The 15,739-nt window shown below is 63.0% G+C and carries 16 protein-coding genes; 7 read left to right on the top strand and 9 right to left on the bottom strand.

Translation table 11 applies throughout. The features are described from left to right. Positions 1 to 168: 168 nt before the first annotated feature. Together LB529_RS18145 and LB529_RS18140 are read left to right on the top strand one after the other, a co-directional pair. Positions 169 to 561 carry a DUF5330 domain-containing protein gene (locus LB529_RS18145; protein ID WP_224711869.1) on the top strand — a complete coding sequence of 131 codons (393 nt, stop codon included), beginning with the start codon at positions 169 to 171 and terminating at the stop codon, positions 559 to 561. A 174-nt stretch (positions 562 to 735) separates the two neighbouring features. Beyond that, complete coding sequence (locus tag LB529_RS18140; protein WP_095767172.1) at positions 736 to 1,164, top strand: SufE family protein; 429 nt, start codon at positions 736 to 738, stop codon at positions 1,162 to 1,164. 80 nt (positions 1,165 to 1,244) lie between these two features. On the opposite strand, the gene LB529_RS18135 is transcribed toward LB529_RS18140, so the two are convergent. Together LB529_RS18135 and LB529_RS18130 are read right to left on the bottom strand one after the other, a co-directional pair. Next, on the bottom strand, positions 1,245 to 1,670 hold the full coding sequence (locus tag LB529_RS18135) for a MucR family transcriptional regulator (RefSeq protein ID WP_040991330.1): 426 nt from the start codon (positions 1,668 to 1,670) through the stop codon (positions 1,245 to 1,247). Positions 1,671 to 2,088: 418 nt separating this feature from the next. After that, the gene (locus LB529_RS18130) at positions 2,089 to 2,433 is read right to left on the bottom strand and encodes an SH3 domain-containing protein (RefSeq protein WP_224606435.1); all 345 of its coding nucleotides are present in this window, start codon (positions 2,431 to 2,433) and stop codon (positions 2,089 to 2,091) included. 131 nt (positions 2,434 to 2,564) lie between these two features. On the opposite strand from LB529_RS18130, the gene LB529_RS18125 reads away from it, so the two are divergent. Beyond that, a complete protein-coding gene (locus LB529_RS18125) occupies positions 2,565 to 4,676 on the top strand; it encodes a S9 family peptidase (RefSeq protein ID WP_224711868.1) in 2,112 nt (703 codons plus the stop codon). Between the two features lie 102 nt (positions 4,677 to 4,778). Beyond that, positions 4,779 to 5,168, top strand: coding sequence for an SET domain-containing protein (locus tag LB529_RS18120; RefSeq protein WP_095766869.1), 390 nt, complete (start codon positions 4,779 to 4,781; stop codon positions 5,166 to 5,168). An 81-nt stretch (positions 5,169 to 5,249) separates the two neighbouring features. Here the strand turns inward: LB529_RS18120 and LB529_RS18115 are convergent, their stop codons facing one another. The 5 genes from LB529_RS18115 to LB529_RS18095 form a co-directional block, all read right to left on the bottom strand. After that, positions 5,250 to 7,796 carry an AMP-binding protein gene (locus LB529_RS18115; RefSeq protein WP_224711867.1) on the bottom strand — a complete coding sequence of 849 codons (2,547 nt, stop codon included), beginning with the start codon at positions 7,794 to 7,796 and terminating at the stop codon, positions 5,250 to 5,252. A 190-nt stretch (positions 7,797 to 7,986) separates the two neighbouring features. Further along, positions 7,987 to 8,931 (bottom strand): cytochrome c, encoded by a 945-nt coding sequence (locus LB529_RS18110; RefSeq protein WP_224711925.1) that lies wholly within the window; start codon positions 8,929 to 8,931, stop codon positions 7,987 to 7,989. A gap of 10 nt (positions 8,932 to 8,941) precedes the next feature. Then, positions 8,942 to 9,376, bottom strand: a complete 435-nt coding sequence (locus tag LB529_RS18105; protein ID WP_224711866.1) for a c-type cytochrome — start codon at positions 9,374 to 9,376, stop codon at positions 8,942 to 8,944. A gap of 193 nt (positions 9,377 to 9,569) precedes the next feature. Next, on the bottom strand, positions 9,570 to 10,172 hold the full coding sequence (locus LB529_RS18100) for a superoxide dismutase (protein WP_095766866.1): 603 nt from the start codon (positions 10,170 to 10,172) through the stop codon (positions 9,570 to 9,572). A 210-nt stretch (positions 10,173 to 10,382) separates the two neighbouring features. Further along, positions 10,383 to 11,261, bottom strand: a complete 879-nt coding sequence (locus LB529_RS18095) for a branched-chain amino acid aminotransferase (RefSeq protein WP_224711865.1) — start codon at positions 11,259 to 11,261, stop codon at positions 10,383 to 10,385. A 151-nt stretch (positions 11,262 to 11,412) separates the two neighbouring features. Here LB529_RS18095 and LB529_RS18090 point away from each other — a divergent pair, with 151 nt between their 5' ends. Both LB529_RS18090 and LB529_RS18085 read left to right on the top strand, forming a co-directional pair. Beyond that, positions 11,413 to 12,075 carry a haloacid dehalogenase type II gene (locus LB529_RS18090; RefSeq protein ID WP_224711864.1) on the top strand — a complete coding sequence of 221 codons (663 nt, stop codon included), beginning with the start codon at positions 11,413 to 11,415 and terminating at the stop codon, positions 12,073 to 12,075. 171 nt (positions 12,076 to 12,246) lie between these two features. Further along, positions 12,247 to 13,068 carry a L,D-transpeptidase gene (locus tag LB529_RS18085; RefSeq protein ID WP_224711863.1) on the top strand — a complete coding sequence of 274 codons (822 nt, stop codon included), beginning with the start codon at positions 12,247 to 12,249 and terminating at the stop codon, positions 13,066 to 13,068. Positions 13,069 to 13,080: 12 nt separating this feature from the next. Here LB529_RS18085 and LB529_RS18080 read toward each other — a convergent pair whose 3' ends face one another. Continuing rightward, positions 13,081 to 14,508: a PLP-dependent aminotransferase family protein gene (locus LB529_RS18080; RefSeq protein ID WP_224711862.1), complete on the bottom strand. Its 1,428-nt coding sequence runs from the start codon at positions 14,506 to 14,508 to the stop codon at positions 13,081 to 13,083. 76 nt (positions 14,509 to 14,584) lie between these two features. On the opposite strand from LB529_RS18080, the gene LB529_RS18075 reads away from it, so the two are divergent. Further along, positions 14,585 to 15,208 carry an FMN-binding negative transcriptional regulator gene (locus tag LB529_RS18075; RefSeq protein WP_224529912.1) on the top strand — a complete coding sequence of 208 codons (624 nt, stop codon included), beginning with the start codon at positions 14,585 to 14,587 and terminating at the stop codon, positions 15,206 to 15,208. 49 nt (positions 15,209 to 15,257) lie between these two features. Here LB529_RS18075 and LB529_RS18070 read toward each other — a convergent pair whose 3' ends face one another. Then, a complete protein-coding gene (locus LB529_RS18070; protein ID WP_095766862.1) occupies positions 15,258 to 15,734 on the bottom strand; it encodes a DUF4189 domain-containing protein in 477 nt (158 codons plus the stop codon). Positions 15,735 to 15,739: the final 5 nt, after the last annotated feature.

Here is a 15,739-nt window from a genome sequence, read left to right as displayed (position 1 = left end):
CCGATCCTTTCGAATTTGCCTAAAATTTGAGGAAAATTCGCGGCTTCGATGCAAGCCGTCCTTTGCGTGACCGTGCCACTATCGTGCCCATAAAAGAGGTCATGCCGATGGATGCGTGATCCGTCACGGATGGATGCATCATTCCATCCCCGATGAGAGGCAAGTAAGATGGGCTTTCTGATCAGGATGGCTTTCTGGTTTTCGCTGGTGCTGCTGGCGCTGCCGCTCGGCGTCGGCCCGGGCGAGAACGGCCAGCAGAGCGTCGGACCGATCCAGGCGCTGTTTGCGGCGCGCGAGGCGGTCGGCGACATTGCAGGGCTCTGCGAGCGCAAGCCCGATGTCTGCGAGACCGGCAAATCGGCCATGTACACCATCACCGTTCGCGCCAAGGAAACGGCCAAGATCGCCGCGGCCATGATCGACGACAAGCAGTCCGGGCCGGCAGGCGCGCCCGAAACGAAGGTCGCGGATGGCTCCGTCACGACCACCGGCAGCGTCGCCGAGGACATCGTGTTGCCGACCAAGGTCAACATTCCGGTGATGTTGACGGCCAAGAACTGAATTCTTTCCGGCCGTTCGCTCGGCACTTTAATTTTAGTGCAATTCCTGGCGCAAAACCGCCTACGCACGTTCCCCAGAATTGCTCTAACGCCGCGGGCCCCGTCCGACCTCTCGACGCCCGCGGCGTCTTTCTTTTTCCGTGACGCGGCCGTGTCGGGCCACTATATGCGGGCAATGGCCACCTCGATTCAGACCATCCGCGACGACTTTTCCCTGCTCGACGAGTGGGAGGACCGTTATCGCTATGTAATCGAGCTCGGCGAGAGCCTGCCGCCTTTCCCTGAGGAGGAGCGCACGGCTGCGAACAAGGTGCCTGGCTGTGTGAGCCAGGTGTGGCTCACCACCAAGCAGGGAGCGGGCGCCGATCCGGTGATCGGCTTCCAGGGCGATTCGGACGCCCATATCGTGCGCGGCCTCGTCGCCATCATGCTGGCGCTGTTTTCTGGCCGGCGGGCAAGCGAAATCCAGAACACGGACGCCGAAGCGACCCTGAAGGAGCTCGGCCTTGACGAGCATCTGTCGCCGCAGCGCGCCAACGGCCTGCGTTCGATGGTCAAGCGCATCAAGCGCGATGCGGAAGCGGCGCTGAAGCAGACGGCCTGATCCGGCCGATATCGCTCCCGTCAGGAAAGCAAAACGGCGCCGTAAGGGCGCCGTCGAACTGCTTGACGAGCTGGGACCTATCAACGGCCCTTGCGCTTGCGGCCCAGACCCATCTTCTTGGCGAGCTGCGAGCGGGCGGCAGCGTAATTGGGGGCGACCATCGGATAGTTGGCGTCCAGGCCCCACTTCTCACGATACTCTTCCGGCGTGAGATTGTAGTGGGTCATCAGATGCCGCTTCAGCGACTTGAACTTCTTGCCGTCCTCGAGACAGACGATGTAGTCGTCATGGACCGAGCGCTTCGGATTGACGGCCGGCTTCTGCTTCTCAGCCGACGGCTGCTCCGACGAGCCCCCGACGCGGCCCAACGCGGCATGGACGTCGGCGATAAGGTTCGGCAGTTCCCCAACAGGCACCGGATTGTTGCTGACATAGGCGGCGACGACATCGGCGGTCAGCTCGATCAGCGCGTCACCGTTTTTCGAAGGTGTTTCGACGATTTCCATAGTGCTAAGGCCCCAACGAGAGTTGTTTCTAAAACTGCGCCCTTTTTTGTGGATCGGGCATCGCGCGGATTTCGTTCAGGAAAGGCTCTGAGATTCGCGTCGGTTATCTTAATGACGCCGCATTGAAAGTAAGTCAATTCGCATATTGACTTATATTGGTCGATATTCATCAACTATTGCCGATTCAGCTTCAAAAATTCGTGCGCCGTGTAACTTCGCGAGATTTTTCTGGTCAGACCAGCATGGCATGACGTTGCGTCATCCGCATGTTAGACATCCGATCGCCACTCGACACCACGTTCAATGCTTGACTAATGCTTGGGTGCCCTTTCACCTGCACAACGAATCCTGCGGCACAGCGAAGCGCAAGGATACCGCCTTGGCGGCTGGACCCGACAAGGCGACGCGACGGGATTCATCAGTAAGGCGCGATGTATTTGCCGTAGACCCAGCCGGTGACGAAATGACCATTCTGCGCCGGATCGTGCCAGATCTCGCACCAGCGATAGCGGATCGCCTGGCGCTGCTTCCATTGTGGCTGCCGGCCGATATCGAGCAGGTTTACACCTCCGGTGCAGCGGCCGGTCATCTGCAGCACGGTGCCGTTCGGATAGGCGGCCTGTTTCTGCGATGTATTGGACGGATATTTTCGAGCATTGAGCGTATCACCGAACGGCACGCCCGCCACTTGCCAGGCGGCAAAGACGGTTGCATGAGACTGGCTGGAAAAAGCCAGACCTGCCGCTACGACGGCAACTGACATTGCGGTAGAAACACAGGATTTCATCTTTCCCCCTTCGACTTAGCTTCTGTACCACCTTGAACCGCGCCCGTTGAACCGCCGCTGAGCGGCGTGTTCATTCGTCATTCAAGCAAATTCCGCAGCGAGACGTAATGACCAGAGCTTCCGCCTTGACTTCCGCCTTCCCGGCCGCCAGCCCGCCGACCCCTGAGAAACACCCGGTTTCGGACACGCATCACGGCATCACCCGCAGCGACGACTATGCCTGGATGCGGGCCGACAACTGGCAGGCCGTGTTCCGCGACCCTTCCCTGCTCGACGGCCGCATCCGCGCCCATCTCAATGCCGAGAACGCCTATCAGGCCGCGCTCATGGCCGGCACCGCGGACCTGCGCGCCAGGCTGTTTGCCGAGATGAAGGGGCGCATCAAGGAGGATGACTCGACGGTGCCCATGAAGGACGGCCGCTATGCCTACGGATCGTCGTTCCGGCAGGGCGGCGAGCAGCCGCGCTATTTCCGCACGCCGCGCGACGGCGGCACTGAGGAGATCCTGCTCGACGGCGACGCGGAAGCCGAGGGCAAGCCCTATTTCCGGCTTGGCGGCGTCGACCATTCGGGCGACCACGGAAAGCTGCTGTGGGCCTTCGACGACAAGGGTTCGGAGTTCTTCACGCTGCGCGTGCGCGATCTTGCGAGCGGCAAAGAACTTGCCGACCAGATCCCGGATACGGGCGGCGGCGGGGTCTGGGACGCCGGCGACGGCGGCTTCTTCTATACTCGTCTCGACGACAACCATCGTCCGTCGAAAGTGTTCTTCCACGCGCTGGGCGACAGGTCTGAAAACGACCGGTTGATCTATGAGGAGACCGATCCGGGCTTCTTCATGGATGTCGGCGGCACGCGCGCCAACGACTGGATCATGATCGGCATCAACGATCATGAAACGTCGGAATACCGCCTGCTGCCCGCCAATGATCCAACCGCAGAGCCGAAGCTTGTGGCGGTGCGCGAGACCGGCCTGCAATACGATCTGGAAGAAGGCGGCGACGTCTTCTTCGTCCTCACCAATGCCGACGGCGCCAAGGACTTCAAGATCATGACCGCGCCGGTCGACAATCCCGGGCGCGCCAACTGGCAGGAACTGGTGCCGCACGAGCCCGGCCGGCTGATCCTGTCGGTGCTCGGCTTCAAGCATCACATGGTCCGGCTCGAGCGCAAGGAAGGCCTGCCGCGCATCGTCGTGCGCGAGCGCGCCAGCGGCGAGGAGCATTTCATCTCTTTCGACGAGGAAGCTTTTTCGCTCGGTCTCTCCGGCTCCTACGAATACGAAACCGAAGTGATGCGCTTCACCTATTCGTCGATGACGACGCCGGCGCAGGTGTTCGACTACGACATGCGCAGCCGCGAACGCGTGCTTTTGAAGACGCAGGAAGTGCCCTCCGGCCACGATCCTGCGCACTATGTCACGCGCCGGCTGATGGCGCCCGCCGCCGATGGCGAGCTGGTGCCGATCTCGCTGCTATATCATCGCGACACGCCCCTCGACGGCTCGGCGCCCTGCCTGCTTTACGGCTACGGCTCCTATGGCATCACCGTTCCTTCCGCCTTCAATACCAATTGCCTGTCGCTGGTCGACCGCGGCTTTGTCTATGCCATCGCGCATGTGCGCGGCGGCAAGGACAAGGGCTACGGTTGGTACGAGGACGGCAAGCGGGCAAGGAAGATGAACACCTTCACCGATTTCATCGCCTGCGCCCGCCATCTCGTTGCCGAGCGCTACACTGACCACGACCGCATTGTGGCGCAGGGGGGCTCCGCCGGCGGCATGCTGATGGGGGCGATCGCCAACCTGGCCCCGGAAAGCTTCGGCGGCATCGTCGCCGAGGTGCCGTTCGTCGATGTGCTCACCACCATGCTCGACGCCAGCCTGCCGCTGACGCCGCCGGAATGGCCGGAATGGGGTAATCCGATCGCGTCCGCCGCCGACTACCAGACGATCGCGGCCTATTCGCCCTATGACAATGTGGCGGCGCTCGACTATCCGCCGATCCTGGCGCTGGCGGGCCTGACCGATCCGCGCGTCACCTATTGGGAGCCGGCGAAATGGGTGGCGCGGCTTCGCGAACGCAAGGCAGGCGGCAACCCGGTCCTGTTCAAGATTAACATGGATTCCGGCCATGCCGGCGCTTCGGGTCGCTTCTCGCGGCTAGAGGAGATCGCCTATATTTACGCCTTTGCCTTGAAAGTGACAGGCAAGGCCTGATTTTCTACTCGCAATCGCACGGCTCGCGCGCTAGGCAATGCGCCGTCGTTTTCGGTTGTGGCCATTTCGGGGCCGCGTCCAGATACATTCGCAAGGCTCGCTATGCTGCTCGTCGACGTCTATCTCGACAAATCGCCCATCCAGGGCATCGGCGTCTTCGCCAAACACCGCATTGCGCGGGGCACATTGATCTGGAAGCTCGATCCAAGGTTCGATCGACGCATTCCCGTGGAGACCTATGAGGGCGAATCCGGCCCGGTGAAGTCCTATCTCGACCGCTATTCCTATCCGGACCGGCGCGATCCCAACTTCATCGTCTTCGAGGCGGACGACGCCCGCTATATGAACCACGCGGACGACCCGAACTGCGATATCTCCTCTCCGGAAGAGGCCTATGCGTTGCGCGACATCGCGCCCGGCGAGGAACTGACCTGCGACTACAACCACTTTTTCGAGAACGGCTTCGACTTCCTGGGCGACCGCCACCCGTAGAGCATGATGCCGAAAAGTGTGGAGCGGTTTTCGGACGACGTCATGCTCCATCACTTTGATTTAGAGCGGCACGAGCGTGGATCAGGCGGAGAGCAATTCCGGCTGGCGTCCCAGGATCAATCTGCCACGCAGGTTTCGGATGCCTGCCAAGGCCTTGCCGGAAACGATGCCTAAGGCAATGCCACCGACGATCGCGAGCAGCTGGAAGATCGGGACCGGCAGCTTGCCCGCGGCGGGCGCCATCAATATTTCCGGGACGAAACGGTGGAAAAGGTAGATCGGAAACGCTGCGACGGCGACCTGCGCAACCAGCCGCCCTATCCCGGCCGGCAGGCGAACGCGCGGCAGGTAAAGAAGGACCAAAAGCGCCGCGAAGATCATCAGATATTTGACCGTCGTCCCGAACCAGACCGACTCCCAGAAGGCCAAATAACCCAGCACAGCGGCGGCAAGCGCGGTCAGAGTCAGCTTTCTCGCCGGAGTGTCGGCGAAACAGGCACACCAACCGAATACGGCCAAATGGAAAACCCAATAGATCGTGAATATCTGGCGGTTGCCTAGGTCGACGAGCGATGGGGACGAAAAGCGCGCGACAGCGGCAACCCCCAAAAGGCCGAGCGAGAAAACGAAGGGGTGAGCCCGGGCAAGCTTGCGGACTGCAGGAATGGCAAAGATTAGAGCGAAGAGCAGGAGCGTCTGCGAATAGGCCTCGATGAACCAGTAAAGGTACGGAATCATCTCGTGACGCTCCGGTTCGGCATAGCCGAAATTCCCAGTAAGCGTCATCGAAGCCCAGGGGATCGTCCGCCAGGCTGCAGCGTAAGCGGCGACAATGAGAAAATACGGGATTAGGACGTCGATCGCAGGTTTGAGCGCGTGCCCAATTCGACCGGCAAGGAAATGGGCCGACTGGAAACGAGCAAGGCTGTAGCCGGCCAGCAGCATCATGACGCCGGAGCCGCCGGGGATGGGCCACAGCGTTTCGTGATGCACGACCACCAGCAGGATCCCGATAACCCTCAGCACTAAATCGGTCGGCATCTCGCTTGCGTGCCGGTGTTCGGGAAGTCCCGCCGCCTCGCGGTTTGCCAGCTCGGCAATGCTCAAGCGTTCCCATCCGTCCGGCAGGTTCATGCCGAGACGCTCGAGTTCCAGAGCCAATTGCAGGAATCGAAGGGAGTCCCCGCCAAGAGAGACGAAGCTGTCATTGCGGCCGACGGCCAGGGGATAGAATACGCGGGCGTAGGCACCGAGCAGACCGCCCCGCTCACAGCGGATTTCCGTTCGCCCTTCCAACATCTCCTGCTGGAGGCAGGCATAGTCGATCTTGCCAGAGGCAAGTCTGGGAAAGTCCTCGCGCGTCGCAACCCAAACCAGATTGGCTGGCAGGTGGCTGATCTCGGCAAGAATGCGCCGTGCTCTCCCGGTCGGGTCGGCGCCTATCACGTAGGCCTGCAATCCCCGATCGTCGCCAACCACCGCGGCGGCAATGCCGGCGCGCTCCAGCGCCTGCTCCATCGTATCGAAGCCGATCCTGAGGCCTGCGATCTTGGCGAAGCGGCTTCTGCGCCCGACGATGCGGAAGAAACCATGTTGGTCCCGTACGGCAATGTCGCCAGTGTTCAGGGTCTCGAGCTCTGCGCCGCGCGCGAGGTCGAGGCGCCGCGTGCCGTAACCCATCATTACGTTCGGACCGCGATAGACGAGCTCTCCGGGAATGCCTGGTTGGCTGATCGGCTCGCCTGCAGCGTCGACGATACCGAGGCTGCCGCCCGGAATCGCCACGCCGATCCGATCCTCCTTGTCGGAAAGGCTCTCCGGCGGCACGAAAGCCATGCGTGCCGTCGCCTCGGTCTGGCCATACATGACGAAGAAGCGGCCGCCCCTGGCGACCATGTGGTTCCGATAAAGGCGGATGAGATCCGGGCCAAGCGCTCCGCCCGCCACCGTCATCATGCGCAACGCCTTGAGCTCAGCGTCGCGGAAACGCACCCGTTCCAGAAGCTCGTAAGAATACGGGACACCAGACAGATTCGTGCAGCCGCCGTGGCCTATCGTGCTGACGAAGTCGCTGTCCATGACCGACATGCCGGTGAAGAGGACGCTAGAGCCCGCAACCAGATGCGAATTGAGGACCGACAGCCCATAGGAATAGTGGAGAGGCAGCACGAGAGCGGCCCGGTCGAAGGAAGAGAGCTCGAGATAGGCCGCGATCGAGCGCGCATTGGATTCGAGATTGCCGTAGGAAAGCCTGACCGCCTTGGCAGCGCCCGAGCTGCCGGATGTCATCAGCAGCAGCGCGAGATCGGGATGCAGCGGCTCCGCATCTCCAGATGATCGAGCTTCCTCAACGAGACGCCAGCGGCCGTCAATTGGCCTGTAGGTGAAATCCGGCTGGAAGGCTGCCTGGAAATCGTCCCAAAGCCTATTATCGCACGGCGGCAGCATGGCCGCTGCGTGCCCAGCCTGCAGGGCTCCGATATAGGCGGCGACTGCGTGCTCGGAAGCTTCCGCCGCAATCGCCACGAGCCGCTTTTGTCTTCGTCCCAACTGCGACGCGAAGTCTAGCGCGAGACCGCCGAGTTCCCTGTAGGACAGCATGCGTCCGCCGGCGAGGACAAGCGCCACGCGCTGCTCGTCATGGGTGAATTCGGACACAAGGTCGATGGAGGGCGTGGGCAAGCTTCGGTCCTCGGGGAATTGGCCCGAAGCGCCTATAATACATGAGTATTCAAGTCAACTAATTCGCCACCGATTGGCATGCCAAACCGCTTTACGCCATCATGTATGGTCGCGGGTTTGACGCCGCGTGCGCAGGTTAACTCGCCGGCTTGCGCGCCGGATAGCCGTTGGGGTGCGGCGGGACGGCCTTGAGGTAGGCGGCAATCGCCGCGCGGTCGTCGGCGGTCAGTTGCGCGATGTTGCGCTGCACGTCGACCATGGAGCCGCCGACCGAATCGAAATCGGGTGTGAAGCCGGTTTCGAGGTAATTGGCGATGTCGGCCTCGGACCAGTCCTTGGTGCCGCCCTGCGGGGTGATATTGGGCACAACGCCCGAGCCTTCGGCGGCCACGGCGCCCGCCAGCCACTCGGCCTTCTTGACGCCGCCGGCGAAATCGCGCGGCGTGTGGCATTCGCCGCAATGGCCCGGACCCTCGACCAGGTAGCGGCCGGCGAGAACCTTGTCCGGCGCGCCCTCTGGCAGCGCGATCACCGGTTCGGGGCTGAGATAGACAAGCTTCCAGAGGCCAATGCCGCGACGGATGGTGAAGGGGAAGGAAAGCCTGTGATCCGGCGCCCTGCCGGCAATCGCCGGCAGCGTCTTCATGAAGGCGTAGAGATCGGCGATGTCGGCCGGCTTCATGCGCGCGTAGGAGGCATAGGGAAAGGCCGGATAGAAATGCTCGCCGGAAGGAGAGACGCCTTTCAGCATGGCATTGGCGAAGTCCGCCTCGCTCCAGGCGCCGATGCCGTCCTTCCGGTCCTGCGAGATGTTGGGTGGGACGAAGGTGCCGAACGGCGTCTTGAGTTCCAGACCGCCGACGAGCTCGAGGCGGGCGTCGCCCTGGGCGCCAGGTCTGGCGTGGCAGGAGGTGCAGCCCCCGGCGTAGAAGATTCGCTTTCCCCTGGCGGCGTCGCCAGGGGAAAGGTCAGCGACGGTGCCGGCGTCCAGCCTGACCGGCGCCGACAGAACCCAGCTGGCGCCGGCCGCGGCGGCGCCAAGCACGATGACGGCGCCGACAAGCTTCTTCAGCCAGGCCATCGTCAAGCGATCAGCTCTTCTTGATCCGGTAGGTCTGATGGCAGGTGCCGCAATCGCCGCCCAGCGTGTTGAGCTGCGCCTTCAGCGCGTCGACATCGGCCGGCGGGGAAGCGACCGCGGCCTTGGTATCGGCCAGGAACTTGTCCTCGGCCGCCTTGAAGCCCGCCATGTCTTCCCAGATCTTCGGCGCGGCCGTGGTGTCGCCCTTGTCGGAGCCGGCAGGGAACAGCGCGTCGACATCGAACTTCTCGGCATTGGCTTGCAGTGCCTTCAGCGCGTCCAGCACGGCGGCGGCATCGAAAGGCGTCTCGCCCTTGACCACCTTCGAGATCTGCCCAGCGAGCTTGCCGCGTTCCTTCATCAGGGCCTGGCGACCCTGGATCGGGTCGGCATAGGCCGAGCCGGCAAAGGCAAGCATAGAGATGGCGATGACAAGCTTTCTCATTCAATTGGCTCCGTGGATGAAGAGGGTTCGCTGGCGCAATTCCGGACGGAAAACCGTTCAACACGTTTCCTGGAACTGCTCTGGACGTTAACGAGCGTGATGGTGGGGTTATTCCCCGGCGCCGCGACGATTTTGCCGGGTTTCTCCTGAAAAAGAAAAGCCCCGGCGAACCGGGGCTTCTCATCAAAATCACTCAGGCTTTGGCCTTCTCGTAGAGCTCCAGGACGTAGTCCCAGTTGATCAGGCTGTCGACAAAGGCTTCGAGGTATTTCGGCCGGGCGTTGCGGTAGTCGATGTAATAGGAGTGCTCCCAGACGTCGACGCCGAGGATCGGCGAGCCGCCATGGACCAGCGGGTTCTCGCCGTTCGGGGTCTTGGAGATTTCCAGCTTGCCGTTCTTGACCGAGACCCAGGCCCAGCCGGAGCCGAACTGGGTGGTGCCGGCGGCGATGAAATCCGCCTTGAACTTGTCGTAGCCGCCGAGGTCGCTGTCGAAGGCCTTCTGCAACGCGCCCGGCAGCTTGTTGCCGCCGCCACCCTTCTTCATCCATTTCCAGAAATGGATGTGGTTGTAGTGCTGGGCGGCGTTGTTGAAGAGCCCGGCATTCTTGCCGAAGGACTGCTTCACGGCCTCTTCGACCGACAGGTCGCCCATTCCGGCCTCGGCCGCCAGCTTGTTGCCGTTGTCGACATAGGCCTTGTGGTGCTTGTCGTGGTGATACTCCAGCGTCTCCTTCGACATGTAAGGCTGCAAGGCCTCGTAGTCATAGGGCAAGGCGGGCAACTCAAAAGCCATGGATGGTACTCCCTCGAGGAAAAAAGTCCGGTGATACTACCGGGCTAAGATAGGTCTGGAATGGATCGGGGCAACTCCGGAATGGAGCGCCGAGCGACTTTTTAGAGCAATTCCAGGAAAAGTGCGAAACGGTTTTCCGTGCGGAATTGCGCAAAACAGGAAGATGGAGCGTGTCGCCGTTTCCCTGAAGCGGTGAAACGCTCCAGCGGGTCAGGCGGCGGACGTCGAATGCGCCCATTCCCAATAGAGCTCGCGCGCCTTCCTGGCCACCGGACCGGGCTGCAGATCGCGGTTTTCGATGCGCGTGACGGGTACCACTTTCGAGTGGTTGCCGGTCGAGAATATCTCGTCGGCTTCGAGGAAATCGCGGACCGACAGCGTCTTCTCGGTGGTCCTGAAACCGTAATCGCCGAGCAGGCTGATGGTGCGCGAGCGGGTGATGCCCGACAGAAACGTGCCGTTCGGGGCCGGAGTCATCACATGACCATCCTTGACCAGGAAGATGTTGGAGGTCCCGGTCTCGGCGACATTGCCCAGCATGTCGAGCACCAAAGCGTTGTCGAAGCCGCGGTTCTTGGCCTCCAGAATGGCACGGCCATTGTTGGGATAGAGGCAGCCGGCCTTGGCGTTGGTGGGCATGGTCTCGATTGTTGGGCGCCGGAACGGCGAGACGCCGATCGAAAAGCCCGATGGCGGGATCATCGGCGATTCATAAAGGCAGAGGCAGAAGCGCGTCGAGGCCGGGTCGGCCGGCACGCCCATATAGCCGCCATGCTCGGCCCAATACATCGGCCTGATATAGACCGCCGTCTTGCCGTCGAATTTCTTCAGGCCGTCCCAAGTCAGGCCGACGATCTCTTCCGTCGTCATCGAAGGCTTCAGACCAAGCGCGATCGCGGAAGCGTTGACGCGAGCGGAGTGCAGCTCGAGATCGGGCGCGACGCCCTCGAACCAGCGGCCGCCGTCGAAGACGCTGGTGCCGAGCCACATGGCGTGGCTGCGCGGCCCGAGAATGGCGACATTGCCCTCGTACCAGTCGCCGTCCACATAGGTCCAAGTCGCGGTTTGCGCCGCCGCCGCCAGTGTCATGGTCGCCGTCCAATTGAGTGATTTCAGTCCGCCATAGGACGATGCTTTGACGGTTGGCGTCAATTGACATCGGGAAAAATCGTTGGGGCCAGAGGCACTTGGCCGCAATCAATGCTTGCGCGGCAAGCCTGCGCGCCGCAAAACTTGAGACATGCATCATGCTGCCTATGTCTTCGACGCCTATGGCACGTTGTTCGACGTGCATGCCGCCGTGCGCCGTCATGCCGGCGAGATCGGCCCGGACGGCCAGCTTCTCTCCGAAATCTGGCGCGCCAAGCAGCTCGAATATTCCTGGGTGCGGACGCTGATGGGATCATACGCCGACTTCTGGCAACTCACCGAGCAGGCGCTGGATTTCGCTTTGCGCAAGGTGCCCTCGGCCGATCCGGCGCTGCGGACGAAGCTGCTCGAAGCCTATTGGCGGCTCGACTGCTATCCGGAAGTGCCGGCAGTGCTGAAAGCGCTCAAGGCGTCGGGCGCGAAGCTCGCTATTTTATCCAACGGCTCGCCTGAAATGCTCGACGCGGCGGTCAAATCCGCGGCGCTCGACCAGATCCTCGACGACGTGTTTTCGGTCGACGAGGTCAAACGCTTCAAGACCGACCCCTCGGTCTACGACATGGTGGTCACCGGCTGGCGGCTTTACCCCGGCGCGGTTTCGTTCCAGTCGTCGAACCGTTGGGACATCGCCGGCGCGGCGAGATTCGGTTTTCGCACGGTCTGGATCAACCGGACCAACCAGCCGGACGAGTATCGCGACCTCCCGCCGGGGCTGATCTTGCCTTCGCTCGAAGGTCTCCTGGCAGAGATCTGACGCCGCTGTTGCTGCAGGGCAACAGCTGTGGCGCGGTCACAGCTTCGCCTTTTTCTGTCCACCCTCAGGCCAGAATTGGAACCGCCTATCGCCGCCGACTGTTATGAATGCCGCCGCGACGTGCCCGCGGGTTCATGCTTTCTTGCGAATTAAGACCTAGAAAAGGCAACCATGTCAGACGCTTCCTTCCGCATCAGCCGCCGTGGCTTCCTCAATTTCACAGCCCTCGGCGCTGCCTCGGCCGCCGTGTCCGCCTGCACCACCACCGGTCCGGCCCCTGCTCCCATCCAGCCGCCGCCGGCCGCCTATGTCGAGCCGCCGCTCGGCGACTACGAGACGATGTATGGCGCGATGTCGGACAATGGCTTCGACCTGCCGGCCATCCCGGTCAACAAGATCGATCACAGATTCTTGCGCCAGATCGTCCCCGATCCGACCGGACAGCGTCCGGGCACCATCGTCGTCGATACCACCGGCCACTTCCTCTATCTGGTGCGCGAGGGCGGCCAGGCGATCCGCTACGGCGTCGGCCTCGGCCGCGCCGGCTTCGAATGGTCGGGCGACGCGGTCGTGCAGTGGAAGCAGAAATGGCCGAAATGGACGCCGCCGGACGAGATGGTGGCCCGCCAGCCGGAACTGACGCAATTCAGCGCCAAGAATGGCGGCATGCCAGGCGGCCTGAAGAACCCGCTCGGGGCGCGCGCGCTCTATCTCTTCCAGGGCAATCAGGACACGCTCTACCGCTTGCACGGCTCGCCCGAATGGTGGTCGATCGGCAAGTCGGTGTCGTCGGGCTGCGTGCGTCTGATCAACCAGGACATCATCGACCTCTACGACCGCGTGCCGACCAAGACGCCGGTCATCGTGACGGCCAATATCGGCGCGCCTGAAGAGGACATGCCGGAGCGCAAGGCGATCCCGATCGACAATGGCGTGCCGACGGGCTCGATCCTGCTCGGCCCGGTGAAGCGGCTCACCAACGAGATTTTCTAAGACCCCAATCGGTCAGCGGTGCTCGGCCAAAATGGCGGCCAGCACCGCGACGCCGCGTCGCAATGCCTCCGCCTCGAGCCCGGCGTAGCCCAGGATGAAGCCGGCCGTTTCCGGCCTGGGTTCGCTCGGATCATAAAGGGGCGACACGGGATAGAGGCCGATGCCGGCAGCGCGCGCCGCGGCGATGATCGCCGGTTCGCGTCCGGCATCGATGCCGTTCATCCAGGCGACGACATGCAGGCCGGTGTCCGCTCCGGCGACAGTGACCCGCGGCCCCAGATGGTCAGTCAAAGCCTTCAGCAGGACCTGTCTGCGCTCAGCGTTCTTCCTGCGGATGCTGCGCACGTGGCGCTCATAGGCTCCGCTCGCCAGCAGCTCGGCCAACACGTCCTGTTCCAGCATCGGAGCATGCCGGTCGGTCAGACGCTTGGCCTCGCCGAACGCCCGGCGCAGGCTGACGGGGACGACGAGATAGCCGAGCCTCAAGGTCGGCGAGAGCGTCTTGGACAACGTGCCGACATAGATGACCGTGTCCGCGTCCAGCGCCTGCAGCGGCGGAATGGGGCTGATGTCGTGACGGTATTCGCCGTCATAATCGTCTTCCACAATATAGGCCCTCGTGCCGGCGGCCCAGGCCAGCAGCGAACGCCGCCGCGTCGCCGAAAGCACGCCGCCGAGCGGAAACTGATGCGAGGGCGTCACACAGGCGAGACGGGCCGGCGGCAGCTTTTCCGTCCGTAGCCCATCGGCATCGACAGGAACGGGCACGGCAATGCCTCCCGCCGCCACGAAGGCGTGGCGTGCCAGCAGATAGCCCGGGTTCTCGATCACAAAGGGGTCACCGGGGTCGAGCAGCAGTCGCGCGCAGAGGTCGAGCCCCTGCTGCGAGCCGTTGACGATGACGATCTGGTCCGGCGTGCAATTGATGCCGCGAGCCCGCCAGAGATAAGCCTGAAGCGCATTACGCAGACCGGAAGAGCCCTGCGGGTCGCCATAGCGCAGCCGCGCGGCGCGGTTGACGATTGCCTTGTTCGACGCCCGCCGCCAGGCCAGCACGGGAAAGTCCGCTCCGGACAGGTCGCCATAGCGGAAATCCGCAATCTTGGCCGGCTGCGCCAACGCCGTCAGAGGCAGGGTCAGCAACCGTCGCGCGAATGCCGACAGGTGCCGTGGCGAAGCGGCCGCGACGGGCGCTTCTCCCGACGCCTTCTCCAGCCCCGGAGCAACGATAGCGCGCGCCCCTTGCCGGATGATCAGATAGCCCTCGGCATCGAGCTGGCTGTAGGCGGCGGTCACCGTGGTCCGCGACGCGCCCCATTCGGCGGCAAAGGCCCGCGTCGACGGCAAGCGATCACCGGGCCTGTAGGCGCCGCTGTGGATCCGCGTCTTGATGGCCGCGATGATGCGGCGCGCGACGCCGTCCTGCTCCAACTGGACCACCAAAAACCTTCAAAACTGGATGTTCCAAGCAAGCCAGCTTTCCGGCATCTTGCTGTGCAACGCAAGGAATTTCATCATGTACACACCACCTGCCTTCCGCGACGACGATCAAGAGAGCCTGATGGCCACGACCCGCGCGGCGCGGCTGGCAATTCTGGTGACCGCCACGGCCGATGGGCCGCTGGCGACGCATCTGCCGCTTTTGCTCGACGAGAACGAGGGTGAGCACGGCGTGATCTACGGCCACGTCGCAAAGGCAAACCCGCAGTGGCGCGTGCCGCCGCTGGGCAACGGCCTGGCGATATTCATGGGCCCGGATGCCTATGTGACGCCGGCCTGGTACCAGACCAAGCAGGAGACCGGGAAGGTCGTCCCGACCTGGAACTATGTCGCCGTCCACGCCCATGGGCCGATCGAATTCTTCGAGGATGCCGACAGGCTGCTCGAGGTCGTGACCCGCCTGACCAACCTGCATGAAGGCGAGCGCGCCGCGCCCTGGGCGGTGTCGGACGCGCCGGCGGATTTCATCCAATCGCAGCTGAAGGGCATTGTCGGCCTGCGCATGCCGATTACAAAGGTCGAAGGCAAGCGCAAGATGAGCCAGAACCGCAACGCCGCCGATCGCGCCGGTATCGTGTCCGGCCTCTCATCCAGCGACCGGCCTTCAGACCGCGAGGTCGCGCCGCTCATTCCAGTGTGAACGGCGCGATATCGGCCAACCGCCGCGGCTGCTTGAGTTCCGCAGCAAGTCAGGTGCAGACCCACTCGCGGATCTTGCACTCCTTGCTCTCGCCTCCGCACTGGGCTGTCGCCTTCTCCTCGGCTTCGCGGCGGGTCGCGGCTGATGCTGCACTCCAGAACGGCGTCGCCTCGCCACGGCTCTTGCCTACCGAAAGCGCCGCGCAGTGCTCATAGGGAAAGCCGGTGCCGTCATCATCGTCCCAATGGCGATGGTTGCGGAACACTTCGACCACCCGGCAGCCCTTGCCATCTGCATTCTCGCAATGCTTGAGCGCAATGTCTTCCGCTTCCTGCCGCTTGTCGGCGCCCCAGAAAAAGCCGTGACGGCCGTCGCCCGGCGAGTAGGCGATCGCGCCCCAGATGCCCTTTTCCTCGCCGGTCTGCGCCGGCGGTGACGGGGCGATCAGGTCAGCCGCGTTGCTCGCAATCGTAAGCCCGGCGAGCGCCGCAAGCAGCGGGATCGAAAGGCGGGGATTGATCAGCATCTTCG

Source organism: Mesorhizobium sp. CA5 (assembly GCF_020165105.1).
Classification (GTDB): domain Bacteria; phylum Pseudomonadota; class Alphaproteobacteria; order Rhizobiales; family Rhizobiaceae; genus Mesorhizobium.
The sequence above is the reverse complement of the archived record's forward strand: the minus strand, read 5'-3'. Positions and strand labels throughout refer to the sequence as shown.